The sequence below is a fragment of the Streptococcus sp. 11273D007BT genome (genome assembly GCF_053547195.1).
In genome coordinates this window covers 176,738-197,406 of the sequence record NZ_JBPWPE010000001.1, presented here as the reverse complement: position 1 = coordinate 197,406, position 20,669 = coordinate 176,738, and the positions used below count along the sequence as shown (strand labels likewise).

9 protein-coding genes, 9 tRNA genes, 5 rRNA genes and 4 pseudogenes are annotated in these 20,669 nt (G+C 43.4%); 3 read left to right on the top strand and 24 right to left on the bottom strand.

Annotation, left to right across the window (positions count from 1 at the left end; all coding sequences use genetic code 11):
• Positions 1 to 94: 94 nt before the first annotated feature.
• The 15 genes from ACEE75_RS01150 to ACEE75_RS01080 all read right to left on the bottom strand — a co-directional run bounded on the left by ACEE75_RS01150 (position 95) and on the right by ACEE75_RS01080 (position 11,597).
• Positions 95 to 2,995: ribosomal RNA gene (locus tag ACEE75_RS01150) — 23S ribosomal RNA — on the bottom strand.
• A 147-nt stretch (positions 2,996 to 3,142) separates the two neighbouring features.
• A tRNA-Ala gene (locus tag ACEE75_RS01145) sits at positions 3,143 to 3,215 on the bottom strand.
• Between the two features lie 56 nt (positions 3,216 to 3,271).
• A 16S ribosomal RNA gene (locus ACEE75_RS01140) occupies positions 3,272 to 4,820 on the bottom strand.
• Between the two features lie 263 nt (positions 4,821 to 5,083).
• Positions 5,084 to 5,575, bottom strand: coding sequence for a sigma-70 family RNA polymerase sigma factor (locus ACEE75_RS01135; RefSeq protein WP_447574669.1), 492 nt, complete (start codon positions 5,573 to 5,575; stop codon positions 5,084 to 5,086).
• Between the two features lie 375 nt (positions 5,576 to 5,950).
• Positions 5,951 to 6,022, bottom strand: a tRNA-Glu gene (locus tag ACEE75_RS01130).
• An 11-nt stretch (positions 6,023 to 6,033) separates the two neighbouring features.
• Positions 6,034 to 6,107: transfer RNA gene (locus ACEE75_RS01125), tRNA-Ile, on the bottom strand.
• A gap of 10 nt (positions 6,108 to 6,117) precedes the next feature.
• A tRNA-Thr gene (locus ACEE75_RS01120) sits at positions 6,118 to 6,190 on the bottom strand.
• Between the two features lie 12 nt (positions 6,191 to 6,202).
• Positions 6,203 to 6,284, bottom strand: a tRNA-Leu gene (locus ACEE75_RS01115).
• A 3-nt stretch (positions 6,285 to 6,287) separates the two neighbouring features.
• Positions 6,288 to 6,360: transfer RNA gene (locus ACEE75_RS01110), tRNA-Lys, on the bottom strand.
• Positions 6,361 to 6,381: 21 nt separating this feature from the next.
• A tRNA-Asp gene (locus tag ACEE75_RS01105) sits at positions 6,382 to 6,454 on the bottom strand.
• Positions 6,455 to 6,474: 20 nt separating this feature from the next.
• A tRNA-Val gene (locus tag ACEE75_RS01100) sits at positions 6,475 to 6,547 on the bottom strand.
• A 4-nt stretch (positions 6,548 to 6,551) separates the two neighbouring features.
• A 5S ribosomal RNA gene (gene rrf / locus ACEE75_RS01095) occupies positions 6,552 to 6,667 on the bottom strand.
• A 204-nt stretch (positions 6,668 to 6,871) separates the two neighbouring features.
• A 23S ribosomal RNA gene (locus ACEE75_RS01090) occupies positions 6,872 to 9,772 on the bottom strand.
• A gap of 147 nt (positions 9,773 to 9,919) precedes the next feature.
• Positions 9,920 to 9,992, bottom strand: a tRNA-Ala gene (locus ACEE75_RS01085).
• Positions 9,993 to 10,048: 56 nt separating this feature from the next.
• Positions 10,049 to 11,597, bottom strand: a 16S ribosomal RNA gene (locus ACEE75_RS01080).
• Together the 16S, 23S and 5S rRNA genes with 9 tRNA genes alongside form the textbook arrangement of a ribosomal RNA operon.
• 299 nt (positions 11,598 to 11,896) lie before the next feature.
• Here ACEE75_RS01080 and ACEE75_RS01075 point away from each other — a divergent pair.
• Positions 11,897 to 12,998: pseudogene (locus ACEE75_RS01075) on the top strand (transposase).
• Between the two features lie 21 nt (positions 12,999 to 13,019).
• Positions 13,020 to 13,150 (top strand): annotated as a pseudogene (locus ACEE75_RS01070) (IS30 family transposase); the annotation flags it as partial.
• A 190-nt stretch (positions 13,151 to 13,340) separates the two neighbouring features.
• Here the strand turns inward: ACEE75_RS01070 and ACEE75_RS01065 are convergent.
• A pseudogene (locus tag ACEE75_RS01065) lies at positions 13,341 to 14,160 on the bottom strand (IS5 family transposase).
• Between the two features lie 58 nt (positions 14,161 to 14,218).
• Between ACEE75_RS01065 and ACEE75_RS01060 the strand changes: the two are divergent.
• Positions 14,219 to 15,618: pseudogene (locus ACEE75_RS01060) on the top strand (transposase).
• Between the two features lie 194 nt (positions 15,619 to 15,812).
• Here the strand turns inward: ACEE75_RS01060 and ACEE75_RS01055 are convergent.
• The 8 genes from ACEE75_RS01055 to ACEE75_RS01020 form a co-directional block, all read right to left on the bottom strand.
• Complete coding sequence (locus ACEE75_RS01055) at positions 15,813 to 17,093, bottom strand: glutamate-cysteine ligase family protein (RefSeq protein ID WP_447575078.1); 1,281 nt, start codon at positions 17,091 to 17,093, stop codon at positions 15,813 to 15,815.
• Between the two features lie 194 nt (positions 17,094 to 17,287).
• A complete protein-coding gene (gene rplQ / locus ACEE75_RS01050) occupies positions 17,288 to 17,674 on the bottom strand; it encodes a 50S ribosomal protein L17 (protein WP_000331493.1) in 387 nt (128 codons plus the stop codon).
• Positions 17,675 to 17,688: 14 nt separating this feature from the next.
• Positions 17,689 to 18,627, bottom strand: a complete 939-nt coding sequence (locus ACEE75_RS01045; protein ID WP_427896322.1) for a DNA-directed RNA polymerase subunit alpha — start codon at positions 18,625 to 18,627, stop codon at positions 17,689 to 17,691.
• Positions 18,628 to 18,675: 48 nt separating this feature from the next.
• A complete protein-coding gene (gene rpsK, locus ACEE75_RS01040; protein WP_354368657.1) occupies positions 18,676 to 19,059 on the bottom strand; it encodes a 30S ribosomal protein S11 in 384 nt (127 codons plus the stop codon).
• A 22-nt stretch (positions 19,060 to 19,081) separates the two neighbouring features.
• Positions 19,082 to 19,447, bottom strand: a complete 366-nt coding sequence (rpsM, locus tag ACEE75_RS01035) for a 30S ribosomal protein S13 (protein WP_115271221.1) — start codon at positions 19,445 to 19,447, stop codon at positions 19,082 to 19,084.
• 20 nt (positions 19,448 to 19,467) lie between these two features.
• Entirely contained in the window at positions 19,468 to 19,584 is a 117-nt protein-coding gene (gene rpmJ, locus ACEE75_RS01030) for a 50S ribosomal protein L36 (protein WP_000868345.1), read from the bottom strand.
• Between the two features lie 25 nt (positions 19,585 to 19,609).
• Complete coding sequence (gene infA, locus ACEE75_RS01025; protein ID WP_146567765.1) at positions 19,610 to 19,828, bottom strand: translation initiation factor IF-1; 219 nt, start codon at positions 19,826 to 19,828, stop codon at positions 19,610 to 19,612.
• 116 nt (positions 19,829 to 19,944) lie between these two features.
• A complete protein-coding gene (locus ACEE75_RS01020; RefSeq protein WP_447575087.1) occupies positions 19,945 to 20,586 on the bottom strand; it encodes an adenylate kinase in 642 nt (213 codons plus the stop codon).
• Positions 20,587 to 20,669 lie beyond the last annotated feature (83 nt).

Here is a 20,669-nt window from a genome sequence, read left to right as displayed (position 1 = left end):
GCTAGTGATTTAGACAAATCGCCTTGAAGTCTCAACGACTTCCGCGTTGATTTTCTAAAATCATACGCTTTTCTTTACGTTCTCATTACTTAGTTTGGATAAGTCCTCGAGCTATTAGTATTAGTCCGCTACACATGTCACCATGCTTCCACTTCTAACCTATCTACCTGATCATCTCTCAGGGCTCTTACTGATATAAAATCATGGGAAATCTCATCTTGAGGTGGGCTTCACACTTAGATGCTTTCAGCGTTTATCCCTTCCCTACATAGCTACCCAGCGATGCCTTTGGCAAGACAACTGGTACACCAGCGGTAAGTCCACTCTGGTCCTCTCGTACTAGGAGCAGATCCTCTCAAATTTCCTACGCCCGCGACGGATAGGGACCGAACTGTCTCACGACGTTCTGAACCCAGCTCGCGTGCCGCTTTAATGGGCGAACAGCCCAACCCTTGGGACCGACTACAGCCCCAGGATGCGACGAGCCGACATCGAGGTGCCAAACCTCCCCGTCGATGTGAACTCTTGGGGGAGATAAGCCTGTTATCCCCAGGGTAGCTTTTATCCGTTGAGCGATGGCCCTTCCATACGGAACCACCGGATCACTAAGCCCGACTTTCGTCCCTGCTCGAGTTGTAGCTCTCGCAGTCAAGCTCCCTTATACCTTTACACTCTACGACTGATTTCCAACCAGTCTGAGGGAACCTTTGGGCGCCTCCGTTACCTTTTAGGAGGCGACCGCCCCAGTCAAACTGCCCGTCAGACACTGTCTCCATTGACGATTAGCCAATCGGGTTAGAGTAGCCATAACACAAGGGTAGTATCCCAACAACGCCTCTGTTGAAACTGGCGTCCCAACTTCATAGGCTCCTACCTATCCTGTACATGTGGTACAGATACTCAATATCAAACTGCAGTAAAGCTCCATGGGGTCTTTCCGTCCTGTCGCGGGTAACCTGCATCTTCACAGGTACTAAAATTTCACCGAGTCTCTCGTTGAGACAGTGCCCAAATCATTACGCCTTTCGTGCGGGTCGGAACTTACCCGACAAGGAATTTCGCTACCTTAGGACCGTTATAGTTACGGCCGCCGTTTACTGGGGCTTCAATTCATACCTTCGCTTGCGCTAAGCACTCCTCTTAACCTTCCAGCACCGGGCAGGCGTCACCCCCTATACATCATCTTACGATTTAGCAGAGAGCTGTGTTTTTGATAAACAGTTGCTTGGGCCTATTCACTGCGGCTGACCTTAAGTCAGCACCCCTTCTCCCGAAGTTACGGGGTCATTTTGCCGAGTTCCTTAACGAGAGTTCTCTCGCTCACCTGAGGCTACTCGCCTCGACTACCTGTGTCGGTTTGCGGTACGGGTAGAGTATGATACAACGCTAGAAGCTTTTCTCGGCAGTGTGACGTCACTAACTTCGCTACTAAACTTCGCTCCCCATCACAGCTCAATGTTATAGGTATAAGCATTTGACTCATACCACACCTCACTGCTTAGACGTGCACTTCCAATCGCACGCTTTAGTTAGCCTACTGCGTCCCTCCATCACTTCATACTCTAGTACAGGAATATCAACCTGTTGGCCATCGGATACACCGTTCGGTCTCTCCTTAGGTCCCGACTAACCCAGGGCGGACGAGCCTTCCCCTGGAAACCTTAGTCTTACGGTGGATGGGATTCTCACCCATCTTTCGCTACTCATACCGGCATTCTCACTTCTATGCGTTCCAGCGCTCCTCACGGTACACCTTCATCACCCATAGAACGCTCTCCTACCATACCTATAAAGGTATCCACAGCTTCGGTAATATGTTTTAGCCCCGGTACATTTTCGGCGCAGGGTCACTCGACTAGTGAGCTATTACGCACTCTTTGAATGAATAGCTGCTTCTAAGCTAACATCCTAGTTGTCTGTGCAACCCCACATCCTTTTCCACTTAACATATATTTTGGGACCTTAGCTGGTGGTCTGGGCTGTTTCCCTTTCGACTACGGATCTTAGCACTCGCAGTCTGACTGCCGACCATAAATCAATGGCATTCGGAGTTTATCTGAGATTGGTAATCCGGGATGGACCCCTCACCCAAACAGTGCTCTACCTCCATGATTCTTAATGTCGACGCTAGCCCTAAAGCTATTTCGGAGAGAACCAGCTATCTCCAAGTTCGTTTGGAATTTCTCCGCTACCCACAAGTCATCCAAGCACTTTTCAACGTGCCCTGGTTCGGTCCTCCAGTGCGTCTTACCGCACCTTCAACCTGCTCATGGGTAGGTCACATGGTTTCGGGTCTACGTCCACGTACTCATTCGCCCTATTCAGACTCGGTTTCCCTACGGCTCCGTCTCTTCAACTTAACCTCGCACGTAAACGTAACTCGCCGGTTCATTCTACAAAAGGCACGCTCTCACCCATTAACGGGCTCGAACTTGTTGTAGGCACACGGTTTCAGGTTCTATTTCACTCCCCTCCCGGGGTGCTTTTCACCTTTCCCTCACGGTACTGGTTCACTATCGGTCACTAGGGAGTATTTAGGGTTGGGAGATGGTCCTCCCAGATTCCGACGAGATTCCACGTGTCTCGCCGTACTCAGGATACTGCTAGGTATAAAGACTATTTCAAATACGAGGCTATTACTCTCTTTGGCCTACCTTCCCAGGTAGTTCTTCTATAATCTTTAAGTCCATATTGCAGTCCTACAACCCCAGAGAGTAAACTCTCTGGTTTGCCCTCCTGCCGTTTCGCTCGCCGCTACTCAGGCAATCGCTTTTGCTTTCTCTTCCTGCAGCTACTTAGATGTTTCAGTTCACTGCGTCTTCCCTCCTCTACCCTTAACAGGTAGGGATACTAGCCATTAGCTAGTGGGTTCCCCCATTCGGACATCTCTGGATCAAAGCTTACTTACAGCTCCCCAAAGCATTTCGTCGTTAGTCACGTCCTTCATCGGCTCCTAGTGCCAAGGCATCCACCGTGCGCCCTTATTAACTTAACCTTATTAACCTAGTTTTTTAAAACTAGAAAACTCATTAAATATTCACAGCGTTTTCGGTTTATTTTCTTGTTACTATTTCATATATTTCTATATGGAATTTGATAGATATTCAATTTTCAATGATCAAACTTGAATCCGTAGATTCAATGGAGCCTAGCGGGATCGAACCGCTGACCTCCTGCGTGCAAAGCAGGCGCTCTCCCAGCTGAGCTAAGGCCCCACAAGACCTCTCAAAACTAAACAAGACGACAAACGGCATTCCGTTATTTTCCTTAGAAAGGAGGTGATCCAGCCGCACCTTCCGATACGGCTACCTTGTTACGACTTCACCCCAATCATCTATCCCACCTTAGGCGGCTGGCTCCTAAAAGGTTACCTCACCGACTTCGGGTGTTACAAACTCTCGTGGTGTGACGGGCGGTGTGTACAAGGCCCGGGAACGTATTCACCGCGGCGTGCTGATCCGCGATTACTAGCGATTCCGACTTCATGTAGGCGAGTTGCAGCCTACAATCCGAACTGAGACTGGCTTTAAGAGATTAGCTTGTCGTCACCGACTTGCGACTCGTTGTACCAGCCATTGTAGCACGTGTGTAGCCCAGGTCATAAGGGGCATGATGATTTGACGTCATCCCCACCTTCCTCCGGTTTATTACCGGCAGTCTCGCTAGAGTGCCCAACTGAATGATGGCAACTAACAATAGGGGTTGCGCTCGTTGCGGGACTTAACCCAACATCTCACGACACGAGCTGACGACAACCATGCACCACCTGTCACCGATGTACCGAAGTAAAACTCTATCTCTAGAGCGGGCATCGGGATGTCAAGACCTGGTAAGGTTCTTCGCGTTGCTTCGAATTAAACCACATGCTCCACCGCTTGTGCGGGCCCCCGTCAATTCCTTTGAGTTTCAACCTTGCGGTCGTACTCCCCAGGCGGAGTGCTTAATGCGTTAGCTGCGGCACTAAGCCCCGGAAAGGGCCTAACACCTAGCACTCATCGTTTACGGCGTGGACTACCAGGGTATCTAATCCTGTTCGCTACCCACGCTTTCGAGCCTCAGCGTCAGTTACAGACCAGAGAGCCGCTTTCGCCACCGGTGTTCCTCCATATATCTACGCATTTCACCGCTACACATGGAATTCCACTCTCCCCTTCTGCACTCAAGTTTGACAGTTTCCAAAGCGTACTATGGTTGAGCCACAGCCTTTAACTTCAGACTTATCAAACCGCCTGCGCTCGCTTTACGCCCAATAAATCCGGACAACGCTCGGGACCTACGTATTACCGCGGCTGCTGGCACGTAGTTAGCCGTCCCTTTCTGGTAAGATACCGTCACTGTGTGAACTTTCCACTCTCACACACGTTCTTCTCTTACAACAGAGCTTTACGATCCGAAAACCTTCTTCACTCACGCGGCGTTGCTCGGTCAGGGTTGCCCCCATTGCCGAAGATTCCCTACTGCTGCCTCCCGTAGGAGTCTGGGCCGTGTCTCAGTCCCAGTGTGGCCGATCACCCTCTCAGGTCGGCTATGTATCGTCGCCTTGGTGAGCCGTTACCTCACCAACTAGCTAATACAACGCAGGTCCATCTCATAGTGAAGCAATTGCCCCTTTCAAGCCTCTAACATGTGTCAAAGACTCTTATGCGGTATTAGCTATCGTTTCCAATAGTTATCCCCCGCTATGAGGTAGGTTACCTACGCGTTACTCACCCGTTCGCAACTCATCCATCCGGTGCAAGCACCAGACTTCAGCGTTCTACTTGCATGTATTAGGCACGCCGCCAGCGTTCGTCCTGAGCCAGGATCAAACTCTCATTAAAAAAGTTCGAGCTTCGCTCTTCTTGTCATCGCTGACTTATTGTTATTGACAGGTTACTTTCGTAACCCTGCACGTTTGGTTCGTCTTGTTCAGTTTTCAAAGGTCTTTGTCGCTCTCTCGCGACAACTATTATAGTATATCAGCTTATCTATTAAGTGTCAACACTTTTTTGTGTTTTTTTTTATTTTTTTCAAAAAAGTGTTCAACACTCAATCTCACCTATATTATACTACTGCTTATTAACTTACTTCAACGGACTAAAACCTAATTTTTGAAATCAGATAGGTAACTCTGTAACCGTAATCTCATAACTTTTTGCCCTCTAAATCTTTCCCCTCTTAAAAATTGTCTATATTGCACTTTTTCCTTATGATTTAAGGTAGACTCAAAACGAGATAAGGCATCTTCAAAAGCGACTAATTCATCTAAAAATAGTCTATCTTGACAAATACTATCGCCCATTTCTCCAATTTCTTCATAGGCCATTTTACTAAAACGACGCTTCTGGCTTTCTTGCGCTCTAACAACATCATTAGCGTGGTTGATAAATTTTGTTTTGAAATAGGTAAATAGTTTGGGATCATCCTCTCTAAACTCTGGAAAGTCTCTCAGTAACCGATATAATATGATTCTCCCTTCTTGGTGCCAGTCGTCATAGTCCCACAGTTTAATATAGTAATTCTGACGTACTTTATTCACTATAGCCGCAACTTTTTTGTAGATAGCTTCAAAATCTTTCTGATTTTCTTCTTGCATTGTACTACACTCCTTATGATCATTTTGTAAGCTCTAAAACTTACTAAATTATCATATAAAATTTTTTATCATTTCAACATGACATTTATGTCATGTTGAAATGAAGTCTAGCTATATAATAGGTCATAAAAAGGAAACAGGACTCCTTATTATAAAAATAGGACGCTTAGACATTAATAAATGGGTTTTAGGACTTAGCCATTTGAAAAACAAATCGAAAAGGACTTTAACTTTTTTTAGTTCAAGTCATAGCTAGGCGAAGAGCTACTTCCTAATTGATAATTAAGAACCCTAAACTTCGAATATCCACCACAGCTAACAATGAGCAGATTTAAACACAAAAGAGAAGACCAGCAGGCCTTCTCTTTACTTTTATAGTCCGTACGGGATTCGAACCCGTGTTACCGCCGTGAAAAGGCGGTGTCTTAACCCCTTGACCAACGGACCATATCATATAATGGGCACGAGTGGACTCGAACCACCGACCTCACGCTTATCAGGCGTGCGCTCTAACCACCTGAGCTACGCGCCCAATTTATAAATGCCGGCTACATGACTTGAACACGCGACCCTCTGATTACAAATCAGATGCTCTACCAACTGAGCTAAGCCGGCTAACTTCTCTAATGCGGGTTAAGGGACTTGAACCCCCACGCCGTTAAGCGCCAGATCCTAAATCTGGTGCGTCTGCCAATTCCGCCAAACCCGCATATGACCCGTACTGGGCTCGAACCAGTGACCCATTGATTAAAAGTCAATTGCTCTACCAACTGAGCTAACGAGTCATACCTTCAACTTTCATTGAACGGTCCCGACGGGAATCGAACCCGCGATCTTCGCCGTGACAGGGCGACGTGATAACCGCTACACTACGGGACCTATTGTATTTCTACAACTAATGGGAGTTAACGGGATCGAACCGCTGACCCTCTGCTTGTAAGGCAGATGCTCTCCCAGCTGAGCTAAACTCCCCTTTGCTAAGCGACTTCCTTATCTCACAGGGGGCAACCCCCAACTACATCAGGCGTACTAGGGCTTAACTGCTGTGTTCGGCATGGGAACAGGTGTATCTCCTAGGCTATCGTCACTTAACTATCGAATGGTTTGACCACTCAAAATTGAATATCTATACTCTATCAAGAAAACCGCACGCTGTCAATACTGACTTCGTTGAATTTTATCAATTGTATTCGAACTAAAAAGCTAGTGATTTAGACAAATCGCCTTGAAGTCTCAACGACTTCCGCGTTGATTTTCTAAAATCATACGCTTTTCTTTACGTTCTCATTACTTAGTTTGGATAAGTCCTCGAGCTATTAGTATTAGTCCGCTACACATGTCACCATGCTTCCACTTCTAACCTATCTACCTGATCATCTCTCAGGGCTCTTACTGATATAAAATCATGGGAAATCTCATCTTGAGGTGGGCTTCACACTTAGATGCTTTCAGCGTTTATCCCTTCCCTACATAGCTACCCAGCGATGCCTTTGGCAAGACAACTGGTACACCAGCGGTAAGTCCACTCTGGTCCTCTCGTACTAGGAGCAGATCCTCTCAAATTTCCTACGCCCGCGACGGATAGGGACCGAACTGTCTCACGACGTTCTGAACCCAGCTCGCGTGCCGCTTTAATGGGCGAACAGCCCAACCCTTGGGACCGACTACAGCCCCAGGATGCGACGAGCCGACATCGAGGTGCCAAACCTCCCCGTCGATGTGAACTCTTGGGGGAGATAAGCCTGTTATCCCCAGGGTAGCTTTTATCCGTTGAGCGATGGCCCTTCCATACGGAACCACCGGATCACTAAGCCCGACTTTCGTCCCTGCTCGAGTTGTAGCTCTCGCAGTCAAGCTCCCTTATACCTTTACACTCTACGACTGATTTCCAACCAGTCTGAGGGAACCTTTGGGCGCCTCCGTTACCTTTTAGGAGGCGACCGCCCCAGTCAAACTGCCCGTCAGACACTGTCTCCATTGACGATTAGCCAATCGGGTTAGAGTAGCCATAACACAAGGGTAGTATCCCAACAACGCCTCTGTTGAAACTGGCGTCCCAACTTCATAGGCTCCTACCTATCCTGTACATGTGGTACAGATACTCAATATCAAACTGCAGTAAAGCTCCATGGGGTCTTTCCGTCCTGTCGCGGGTAACCTGCATCTTCACAGGTACTAAAATTTCACCGAGTCTCTCGTTGAGACAGTGCCCAAATCATTACGCCTTTCGTGCGGGTCGGAACTTACCCGACAAGGAATTTCGCTACCTTAGGACCGTTATAGTTACGGCCGCCGTTTACTGGGGCTTCAATTCATACCTTCGCTTGCGCTAAGCACTCCTCTTAACCTTCCAGCACCGGGCAGGCGTCACCCCCTATACATCATCTTACGATTTAGCAGAGAGCTGTGTTTTTGATAAACAGTTGCTTGGGCCTATTCACTGCGGCTGACCTTAAGTCAGCACCCCTTCTCCCGAAGTTACGGGGTCATTTTGCCGAGTTCCTTAACGAGAGTTCTCTCGCTCACCTGAGGCTACTCGCCTCGACTACCTGTGTCGGTTTGCGGTACGGGTAGAGTATGATACAACGCTAGAAGCTTTTCTCGGCAGTGTGACGTCACTAACTTCGCTACTAAACTTCGCTCCCCATCACAGCTCAATGTTATAGGTATAAGCATTTGACTCATACCACACCTCACTGCTTAGACGTGCACTTCCAATCGCACGCTTTAGTTAGCCTACTGCGTCCCTCCATCACTTCATACTCTAGTACAGGAATATCAACCTGTTGGCCATCGGATACACCGTTCGGTCTCTCCTTAGGTCCCGACTAACCCAGGGCGGACGAGCCTTCCCCTGGAAACCTTAGTCTTACGGTGGATGGGATTCTCACCCATCTTTCGCTACTCATACCGGCATTCTCACTTCTATGCGTTCCAGCGCTCCTCACGGTACACCTTCATCACCCATAGAACGCTCTCCTACCATACCTATAAAGGTATCCACAGCTTCGGTAATATGTTTTAGCCCCGGTACATTTTCGGCGCAGGGTCACTCGACTAGTGAGCTATTACGCACTCTTTGAATGAATAGCTGCTTCTAAGCTAACATCCTAGTTGTCTGTGCAACCCCACATCCTTTTCCACTTAACATATATTTTGGGACCTTAGCTGGTGGTCTGGGCTGTTTCCCTTTCGACTACGGATCTTAGCACTCGCAGTCTGACTGCCGACCATAAATCAATGGCATTCGGAGTTTATCTGAGATTGGTAATCCGGGATGGACCCCTCACCCAAACAGTGCTCTACCTCCATGATTCTTAATGTCGACGCTAGCCCTAAAGCTATTTCGGAGAGAACCAGCTATCTCCAAGTTCGTTTGGAATTTCTCCGCTACCCACAAGTCATCCAAGCACTTTTCAACGTGCCCTGGTTCGGTCCTCCAGTGCGTCTTACCGCACCTTCAACCTGCTCATGGGTAGGTCACATGGTTTCGGGTCTACGTCCACGTACTCATTCGCCCTATTCAGACTCGGTTTCCCTACGGCTCCGTCTCTTCAACTTAACCTCGCACGTAAACGTAACTCGCCGGTTCATTCTACAAAAGGCACGCTCTCACCCATTAACGGGCTCGAACTTGTTGTAGGCACACGGTTTCAGGTTCTATTTCACTCCCCTCCCGGGGTGCTTTTCACCTTTCCCTCACGGTACTGGTTCACTATCGGTCACTAGGGAGTATTTAGGGTTGGGAGATGGTCCTCCCAGATTCCGACGAGATTCCACGTGTCTCGCCGTACTCAGGATACTGCTAGGTATAAAGACTATTTCAAATACGAGGCTATTACTCTCTTTGGCCTACCTTCCCAGGTAGTTCTTCTATAATCTTTAAGTCCATATTGCAGTCCTACAACCCCAGAGAGTAAACTCTCTGGTTTGCCCTCCTGCCGTTTCGCTCGCCGCTACTCAGGCAATCGCTTTTGCTTTCTCTTCCTGCAGCTACTTAGATGTTTCAGTTCACTGCGTCTTCCCTCCTCTACCCTTAACAGGTAGGGATACTAGCCATTAGCTAGTGGGTTCCCCCATTCGGACATCTCTGGATCAAAGCTTACTTACAGCTCCCCAAAGCATTTCGTCGTTAGTCACGTCCTTCATCGGCTCCTAGTGCCAAGGCATCCACCGTGCGCCCTTATTAACTTAACCTTATTAACCTAGTTTTTTAAAACTAGAAAACTCATTAAATATTCACAGCGTTTTCGGTTTATTTTCTTGTTACTATTTCATATATTTCTATATGGAATTTGATAGATATTCAATTTTCAATGATCAAACTTGAATCCGTAGATTCAATGGAGCCTAGCGGGATCGAACCGCTGACCTCCTGCGTGCAAAGCAGGCGCTCTCCCAGCTGAGCTAAGGCCCCACAAGACCTCTCAAAACTAAACAAGACGACAAACGGCATTCCGTTATTTTCCTTAGAAAGGAGGTGATCCAGCCGCACCTTCCGATACGGCTACCTTGTTACGACTTCACCCCAATCATCTATCCCACCTTAGGCGGCTGGCTCCTAAAAGGTTACCTCACCGACTTCGGGTGTTACAAACTCTCGTGGTGTGACGGGCGGTGTGTACAAGGCCCGGGAACGTATTCACCGCGGCGTGCTGATCCGCGATTACTAGCGATTCCGACTTCATGTAGGCGAGTTGCAGCCTACAATCCGAACTGAGACTGGCTTTAAGAGATTAGCTTGTCGTCACCGACTTGCGACTCGTTGTACCAGCCATTGTAGCACGTGTGTAGCCCAGGTCATAAGGGGCATGATGATTTGACGTCATCCCCACCTTCCTCCGGTTTATTACCGGCAGTCTCGCTAGAGTGCCCAACTGAATGATGGCAACTAACAATAGGGGTTGCGCTCGTTGCGGGACTTAACCCAACATCTCACGACACGAGCTGACGACAACCATGCACCACCTGTCACCGATGTACCGAAGTAAAACTCTATCTCTAGAGCGGGCATCGGGATGTCAAGACCTGGTAAGGTTCTTCGCGTTGCTTCGAATTAAACCACATGCTCCACCGCTTGTGCGGGCCCCCGTCAATTCCTTTGAGTTTCAACCTTGCGGTCGTACTCCCCAGGCGGAGTGCTTAATGCGTTAGCTGCGGCACTAAGCCCCGGAAAGGGCCTAACACCTAGCACTCATCGTTTACGGCGTGGACTACCAGGGTATCTAATCCTGTTCGCTACCCACGCTTTCGAGCCTCAGCGTCAGTTACAGACCAGAGAGCCGCTTTCGCCACCGGTGTTCCTCCATATATCTACGCATTTCACCGCTACACATGGAATTCCACTCTCCCCTTCTGCACTCAAGTTTGACAGTTTCCAAAGCGTACTATGGTTGAGCCACAGCCTTTAACTTCAGACTTATCAAACCGCCTGCGCTCGCTTTACGCCCAATAAATCCGGACAACGCTCGGGACCTACGTATTACCGCGGCTGCTGGCACGTAGTTAGCCGTCCCTTTCTGGTAAGATACCGTCACTGTGTGAACTTTCCACTCTCACACACGTTCTTCTCTTACAACAGAGCTTTACGATCCGAAAACCTTCTTCACTCACGCGGCGTTGCTCGGTCAGGGTTGCCCCCATTGCCGAAGATTCCCTACTGCTGCCTCCCGTAGGAGTCTGGGCCGTGTCTCAGTCCCAGTGTGGCCGATCACCCTCTCAGGTCGGCTATGTATCGTCGCCTTGGTGAGCCGTTACCTCACCAACTAGCTAATACAACGCAGGTCCATCTCATAGTGAAGCAATTGCCCCTTTCAAGCCTCTAACATGAGTTAAAGACTGTTATGCGGTATTAGCTATCGTTTCCAATAGTTATCCCCCGCTATGAGGTAGGTTACCTACGCGTTACTCACCCGTTCGCAACTCATCCATCCGGTGCAAGCACCAGATTTCAGCGTTCTACTTGCATGTATTAGGCACGCCGCCAGCGTTCGTCCTGAGCCAGGATCAAACTCTCATTAAAAAAGTTCGAGCTTCGCTCTTCTTGTCATCGCTGACTTATTGTTATTGACAGGTTACTTTCGTAACCCTGCACGTTTGGTTCGTCTTGTTCAGTTTTCAAAGGTCTTTGCCGCTCTCTCGCGACAACTATATTAGTATAGCATGACACTTGATGGATTGTCAACACTTTTTTTGATTTTTTTATATCTCAGTAAATTAGTAAATTCCCAAAGTAAGTTCTAGTCTAACACCAAAACTGGAAATTAGATTGAGACAAGGAAATAAGATAGAACTTACTATGGGACAAGTTGGTAACTGACAATGAAAAACAAACACTTAGCTCTCTCTGATCGCAACGATATTCAAATAGAAATTGAGTATCTAAAGCCCTACTCAGCTATCGCTGCTAAGCTTGGAAAAGACCCTTCTACAATCTCAAAAGAAGTTCGGAGAAATAAGGTGATAAAAGAGAACTCTAGTACAGCCAATTGTGAGACCTGCCCTCTACTCAAAAAGTCTCCCTACGTTTGTAATGTCTGTCCGAAAAAGAGAAGCAACTGCGGATACCAGATACAGTTCTACTATGCCAAAAGAGCTCAGCTTGATTATGAAGCTAAGCTCTCAGATTCAAGAACGGGTGTTGCCCTAAACAAAGAAGAATTCTATCGTACGGACGAGATCGTCTCTTCAGCCATCCAAAAGGGACAACACCTCAAACGAACTTTCGGCATCCAGAGCTTCTATCTACCGATACCTCGAAAAAGGATATCTTTCCACAAAACCTATCGATTTCCCTCGTGTCGCGAAATTCAGAAAACGGAGAACAAGAAACCTCCCACCCATTCCTAAAACTGCCAGAGATGGACGTTCTTACGAGGACTTTCAACGCTTTCTCACAGAGAAAGGAACCAACTATTGGCTGGAAATGGACCCCCTTACTGGTCGGATCGGCGGAAAGCTACTTCTCACCTTCAACCTCTCCTTCTGTCACTTTATCTTCGCTCGATTACTTGATCATAAAACAGCTAATGAGATGGACTTCTGCGAACTATTCTCTGTTATTCTGACCGATAATGGTGGTGAGTTCACTAGAGTGAACAACATCGAAAGGGATGTTCGCGAAGAATCTAAGCTATTCTTCTGTAACCCCCAATCGTTCTGACCAGAAAGGAAGAATTGAGAAGAATCACACACTTATCAGAGATATTCTTCCTATAGGAAGTTCTTTTGACAACTTGACACGAGGACATCAACCTGGTTTGTTCACATGTCAACAGCGTCAAACGAGCTTCTTTCATCGAAAAATCAGCTTATGAACTAACTCTTTACATTTACCTACGGTGAAGAATTGGCAACACTTTTGGGGATTACTAAAATTGACCCTGAGAATATCATCCAATCGCCTCGATTATTAGATAAGTAATCGCTCGCTTTTATCATAAATCGGAGATGGTTACCTAAAGGAACCAAGAAAACGACTCCGAAGAAGTTGCTTTTATAGAAAATTAGATAAACAACTACCCTAAAAAATGCTTGGGCTACAAGTCGCCGAGTGAATTTCTTTTGGGTGGCTAATTTCAACTTGAAATTTAGGAATTTAGAAAAATGAATAAACAAGCAATTCTATTTTGCATTTGATATATAGAGAAACTAAATGACAGAAATGCCTTGATTTAAACATCAAAAAAAGAGAAGACCTTGAGCAAGGCCACTGAAAAAATCATCAATTTGATGGCTTTTTTATTATACTAGACTTGTTCGCTAACTACATCATCTCATGGTTAATGATGCCACAAATCAACTCAGCTCTTAATTCAAACCGTTTTCTACGATTACGATAGGGCTGTGCCATGATTTGAAAGGTTTTAAATTTGGCATTAAAGTGTTCAACTTCAATACGGATTTTAGCTATCTCTCGATTCAACCGTCTATCCTCTTGGGTTAAGAGGTGATGTTTAGAACACTTAGTAGGAATAAAGGTATTTTCGTGAAATTTCAAGAGGCCTAAATACCCTAAATCTACGAAAATAAGGGTACTTTGGAGCAAACTATAGCCAATGCTTTCCTTAAAAAGGGTAAAATCATGCGTATGGCCATTTGAAAAAGCCAATTGACAAGCACGATGGCTAGTCAAATCAAGCATGATTTGAGTTTTTATGGTATGTCTTTTCTTTTTACCAGAATAATTCTTGCTTTGTTTTTTTTTAGGGCATTGAATAGGACTTTCAGTGACATCAATGGCAACAGTGGCGCTAGGTGCTTCCAAGTGGTCTAAATCAAAGAGACCTGAAAAACAAAGGGTGTCCTCTACCCATGTAATGGTCTCATTGACAATTGCCACACCTACACCAAAATCAAATGCCAACAAGCGTTGAGTGGGGGAATAGCTAAGTAGCGCAAGGTCCTGATGAGCTGCTCTTCCATACTTAGACTTAGACCGCGTGGGCGTCCTCCTTTTCGGTGTTGCTCTTGATAAGCGTCAGTGAGACAATCAAGCATCAGTTGAAACGTCGCTTTTTAACACCTATCAACAATTTGAAATTCTCTGAGTTGAATTTTAAGGCTTTTTCGTATGTTGTTTCCATAGCTTTAGTATACCACCTTTGAGTTACCGAACAAGCCTACTAGAGTTGAGGTGAGATGATGCTTGATAATCAGTTAATTTTGAAGTCAGTCCATATTCTAGTTTATAGATATCGTGGTTCCTAAAACTCATTTTTTACGTCAGCTAGCTGAGCTCTAGGTTTTTATTTATGATGAATTGGAAAAGAATTATCGTCTTGATTTTGGACGAAAAGTCTATTCACCTATTATGCTGTTCAAGTATATCTCATTGAAAGACATTTACAAATTATCTGATATGGATGTGGTTTAGCGCTCTTTTTTCAGATATGGCTTTTAAATTTTTTCTTACCCTAGCTCATGAGGACTCTATCATTGAACCTTCTTCTCTGACCAAATTTAGAAAGCTTCAGCTTGAAGATGAGAAACCACTCGATTTATTGATTTATAAATCTGTTCAAATTGTCATTGAACACAATTTAATTAAAAGTAAGATTCTCATTACGGATGCCATTCACACTAAATCTCATTACAACCATAAGAAACCTCAAGAAGTCCTTAGAGAACGCTCAAAAGCTTTATAAAGAACTATCTAACAGTATTCTGAAGACATCAAAACGAATTTTCTAAATAAACCTCAGGAAGATACCCTTGAAGCAGAATTGACTTTATACCAATGAGCTCATTGCTGTGGTAGAAAAACACGAAGACATCTTGGCTCTACCTACAGTCTTACAAAAGTATAATTACCTCAAAGAAGCTGTCGATGATGTTGTTGTTAAACACTCGGAAGCCTCTGTTAAAGAAGAAGCTAGAGCTGGGCATAAGACAGTGAATAGTTCCTTCTATGGTTATAAAAGCCATATCGTTATGACGGATGAGCGTATTATCACTGCCTGCGTAGTGACTTCAGGTGAGTAAAGTGACGGAAAATACCTTCCTGATTTGTATGAGAAAACAAAGAAAAACGGTGTTGAAATAGACACTATTATTGATGATGCCGCTTATTCAGGAAAAGAGAATGTTCATTCAATCTTAAGACTTAACCCTTCTGTTTCAAAAGGATACATTAAAGAAGAGGATGCGTTTGAATTTAATAAAGACGCAGGGCTATTTGTCTGTCCAGAAGGGTACATAGCTGTTCGCAAAGCAAAGAGAGGAAAGAAAGATCAAGTTGTTACTCATGAGTTTGATATTGAGATAGGCAAGATTCGCCCTTCTAAAAAAGGGTGTTACAAAGATGGTGCTAAGTCTAAAACCTATTCCATATCCATAAAGAGTGACAACCATCTTTTCCAGAAGAGATTTCAGGAAATGGCAAGACAGTATTACAAAATCGAAGCAAAGAATGTGGAACTCAAACAAAAATATGGCTTTGATGTCGCTAGGGCATCCGGTCTTTTCAACATGGAATTACAACAGCCACAACCATATTTGCGGTTAATATGAAAAGACTAATGACCATCATCAACCAAAAATAATCAAAAAGAAACGAGGAATCTACTATAATTGCAGAGAGATTCCTCGTTTTATGTTTAATTAAAATAGATTAGGGTAACTTTTTCAGTGGCCTCCCTTGAGCCCCCCTCTTTTTTGATGTTCTACCTGCCATAGCTAGCAAAGAAACTCTATTTTAGAAACGGAGATAAAAATCGATATCTATTTCATATTTGAATCAACTTAATTTTTCGTACAGTGGAGTAAGATAGTTTTCTTCTTTCCATTTACGACGACTTAAACCTTCATAAGCACAATCTAACAAAATTCTGGCAAAATCATTCACTAATTGTTCATCCTCATCTGAAATATTTATACCAGAAAACTTTTTACGTAAAAATTTATAATCACGGCCTGACACATCATAAAATCTGTTAGATTTGATAATATTTTCAAATGCATCTAAATTAGTCAATAAACCTAAATGAAATGCTGCCACAGAAAATGTCTCTGAGAATTTTTGTGCGCAAACACTCCTAAACTCTATCGTTCCTCTTGTCGTCAAATCCTGATACTGGTAACTTCTATGATGCTCTAAATCATTTATCATAGGAAAAATAACCTGTGTTTCCCCTTGTAAGTTATACGCTGTTATTGAAGCACATGACATGTAGTCCTTTACCTTTATTGGAGGAAAATAATAAATTTCTCCTTCCCTTTGGACAGTAAAAAGGGCACTATTTGATAAATAATCAAAAAAATCTTCCTCAGATTGAAATTCCCTTGAATTTACCCCAACATTTTCTTCAAACAAGCCATGCATTGATTTTTCCCAAAATACATCTCGTGAAATAGAGGTACTCCAACTTGAGTCAGTAAAGCGAGAATTCGCAAACAAATAAGCTTTGACGGGTTCTATCGCATTAAATAAATTGATGACTTTGATATAGTTACTTCTTGATACATCTAATTGTACTTGATTCCCACAAATAAAAGCACCATATTGAGGATAGTGATGACATTGTTTGTATTCCTCTTTTTCTGATAAGGCAAGATAAGACATTAGCATTTTGTAACGATCAGTTTTTACAGGACTGTTGTCATTTTTATCCCAATTAGGATTTACACCTATTCCTACAATCTCATGATTATAACGATCAAGGTATGACTGAATGACGGATAAATATCGTTGAAACCTCATATCAACTTCTTGAATATGTTCAACTTTTCCAAAAGCTATTTCAATTGTTGTATAGGATACTTCAAATAATATCCTATCCTCATTTACTTTTGAAAATAATTGAATAGGAAACTTATCATCATCATATTTTTCTATCTCGAAACCTAAATTACTGATCAAATGAACAAATAAAGACTTGCAAACCTCAATATTAGTAGCTTGTCGTTTCTTACTTACAATGGGAAATTCTAATTCAACACCAATAAATAAAGTGGGATCTTCCTTCAGAGAGCTTAGGTAACGTTCCTTTAAAAATTCTACTGCATATTTTTTTTCCATAAGTCATTATAGCAAATTTCATAAGAAATTAAAAACGCCTGCTTACGAAAAGATTCAAAACTTAAACCATTTCGTAAACAAGCGTTACTATTAACAATATGATGAGTGTTACCGCTGAGAATATCTCAGCGGTAGACCAGAGCTAGACTAAGGGTTTAACCCCCATCATCATAACACTCAACAAAATTGATGAATTAAACCAACTCGATGATTGCCATTGGGGCTGCATCACCACGACGTGGTTCAGTTTTTAGGATACGAGTGTATCCACCGTTACGTTCTGCATAACGAGGTGCGATTTCTGAGAAAAGTTTTTGAAGCGCAGTAGTCGATGTGTACTTATCTGTTGCTTCATCGTAGTTCTCAGATGCAATTTCGTTACGAACAAATGCTGCTGCTTGACGACGTGCATGAAGATCACCACGTTTACCAAGAGTAATCATTTTTTCAACTGTTTTGCGGATTTCTTTTGCACGAGCTTCAGTTGTTACGATTGATTCATTGATCAAAAGATCAGTAGTCAAATCACGAAGCATTGCTTTACGTTGTGAGCTAGTGCGTCCTAGTTTACGGTAAGCCATTTTGTCCTCCTATATTATTTATCGTTTTTAAGCCCTAAACCAAGGTCTGATAGTTTTACTTTAACTTCTTCTAGACTCTTACGGCCAAGGTTTCTTACTTTCATCATTTCAGGCTCTGTTTTCTCTGTTAAATCAAGTACTGTATTGATACCTGCTCGTTTTAAACAGTTATATGAGCGCACAGACAAATCAAGTTCCTCAATAGTGCGATCCAACACTTTATCATCTGACACTTTTTCTGTTTCTTTCATAACATCCGTTACCATGGCAACTTCTGTTAAATCAGTAAATAGATTTAAGTGCTCAATCAAGACGCGTGCTGATAAACCTAGCGCATCCTCAGGAATGATTGTTCCATTTGTCATGATTTCAATTGTTAATTTATCAAAACCATCATTGCTACCTACACGAGCAGGTTCAACTTGATAATTAACTTTCTTAACTGGCGTATAGATTGAATCTACTGCCAATGTCCCTACTGGTGCATCATCTTTTTTATTTTCTTCGGCAGGAATATAACCGCGATTTTTATTTACTGTCAATTGCATTTGGACACTGTGGCCTTCAGCAATTGTAAAAAGATAATGATCAGGGTTAACAATTTCGATATCACTATCTGTCAAGATATCTCCAGCAGTTACTGCTGTCGGTCCTTGAACATCCAGTTCAATAATCTTTTCGTCTTCGACGTAAGATTTTACAGCAAGCCCTTTCACATTAAGGATAATTTGCATCACATCTTCGCGGACACCTGGTACAGTATCAAATTCGTGGAGTACTCCATCAATTTTAATTGATGTTACAGCCGCACCTGGAAGGGAGGACAATAGTACACGACGAAGTGAATTACCTAAAGTCGTACCGTACCCACGCTCAAGAGGTTCGATTACAAACTTGCCATAATCTTTATTTTCATCAATTTTTGTTATTATTGGTTTTTCAAACTCAATCATTTATATACTCCCTCTTAAACGAAAAGTTGTGTAATCTATTATTACTGATTATACACGACGACGTTTTGGAGGACGAGCACCATTATGTGGTACAGGAGTCACATCACGGATTGCCGTTACTTCAAGACCAGCAGCAGCAAGAGCACGAATAGCTGACTCACGACCTGAACCAGGACCTTTTACAGTTACTTCAACTGTTTTAAGACCATGTTCTTGTGCAGATTTAGCAGCAGCCTCTGATGCCATTTGTGCTGCAAATGGTGTAGATTTTTTAGAACCTTTAAAACCAAGAGCACCTGCAGATGACCAAGCAAGAGCGTTACCATGCACATCAGTAATCATAACAATAGTGTTATTAAAAGTTGCGTGAATATGAGCAATACCAGATTCGATATTCTTTTTCACACGACGTTTACGTGTTGGTTTAGCCAATTTTTTTACCTCCTTATTTTAATTATTTTTTCTTACCTGCAATCGCAACAGCTTTACCTTTACGAGTGCGAGCATTGTTTTTAGTATTTTGTCCACGGACAGGAAGTCCACGACGATGACGGATTCCACGATATGAACCGATTTCCATCAAACGTTTAATGTTTAAGTTAACCTCACGACGAAGATCACCTTCAACTTTGATTGCATCTACTTCACGACGGATAGCATCTTCTTGATCAGATGTTAAATCTTTAACACGGATATCTTCTGAAACGCCTGCAGCTGCTAAGATTTTTTTAGATGTTGCAAGTCCGATACCGTACACATAAGTCAATGAAATTACTACGCGTTTATCATTTGGAATATCAACTCCAGCAATACGTGCCATTTTTTCTCCTTTCTACTCTCTTATCCTTGACGTTGTTTGTGTTTTGGATTTGTTGGACAAATAACCATAACACGACCGTTACGACGAATAACTTTGCAGTATTCGCAAATTGGTTTAACCGATGGTCTTACCTTCATGTTTTAATCCCTCCAATTATTTCGATTATTTAAAGCGGTATGTGATGCGTCCACGTGTCAAATCATACGGACTCAACTCAACTGTAACGCGGTCACCTACCAAAATACGAATGTAATTTTTGCGGATTTTTCCTGATACGGTTGCTAGAATCTGATGCCCATTTTCTAATTCAACAGTAAACATGGCATTAGGCATGGTTTCCACAACCTTACCTTCAATTTCAATCACATCTTCTTTTGCCACGCAAAAGTACCCCCTAAATTTCGATTTGATTTCCTCTGGTGACAGAGGTAACAATTATAAGTCAGACTAAACTAGTATATCATGAGTCTTGTCTTTATGCAAGCAGGAACTCGCTATTATTTTAAACCAGATAAAGCTTTTTCAATGTCTGAGAAAACAGCAGTAATTTCTTGGTCTCCCTCGATATCATGCACTAAACCTTTAGTACGATAATGTTCAATAATGGGTTGCCCTTGAGCAATATTAACCTCTAAACGACGTTTTACAGATTCTGGTTTATCGTCTTCACGTTGATAAAAATCAGCTTCATTGTAACCTTCTGCTGGTGGATTAAATACTTTATGGAAAGTTTCTCCTGTCTCACGATGAATGATTCGTCCGCTTAAGCGCTCCACTAATTTACTTGAGTCAATATCAATATTAATAACACCTTGTAAATTAATACCTAACTTAGCTAGAGTTTCATCTAAGGCATGTGCTTGCTCAATAGTACGTGGATAGCCATCTAAAAGGAAGCCTTTTTCTTTGATGTCAGCTTGCTCTAAGCGCTCTCTAACAATACCATTTGTTACTTCATCAGGAACTAGATCCCCTTTATCGATAAAACCTTTAGCTAAAATTCCCATTTCAGTTTGATTCGCCATTGCTGCACGGAACATATCCCCAGTTGAAATGTGAATCACACCAAATTCTTCAACGATTTTTGCTGCTTGAGTTCCTTTACCTGCTCCTGGTAAACCCATGATTAAAAGATTCATGTTGTCTCTCCTTATTTTGTTTTTAAATAAATTTATCAGCTATCGATAAATTTATTTAAAAACAAAATAGAAGGTTGACAAGG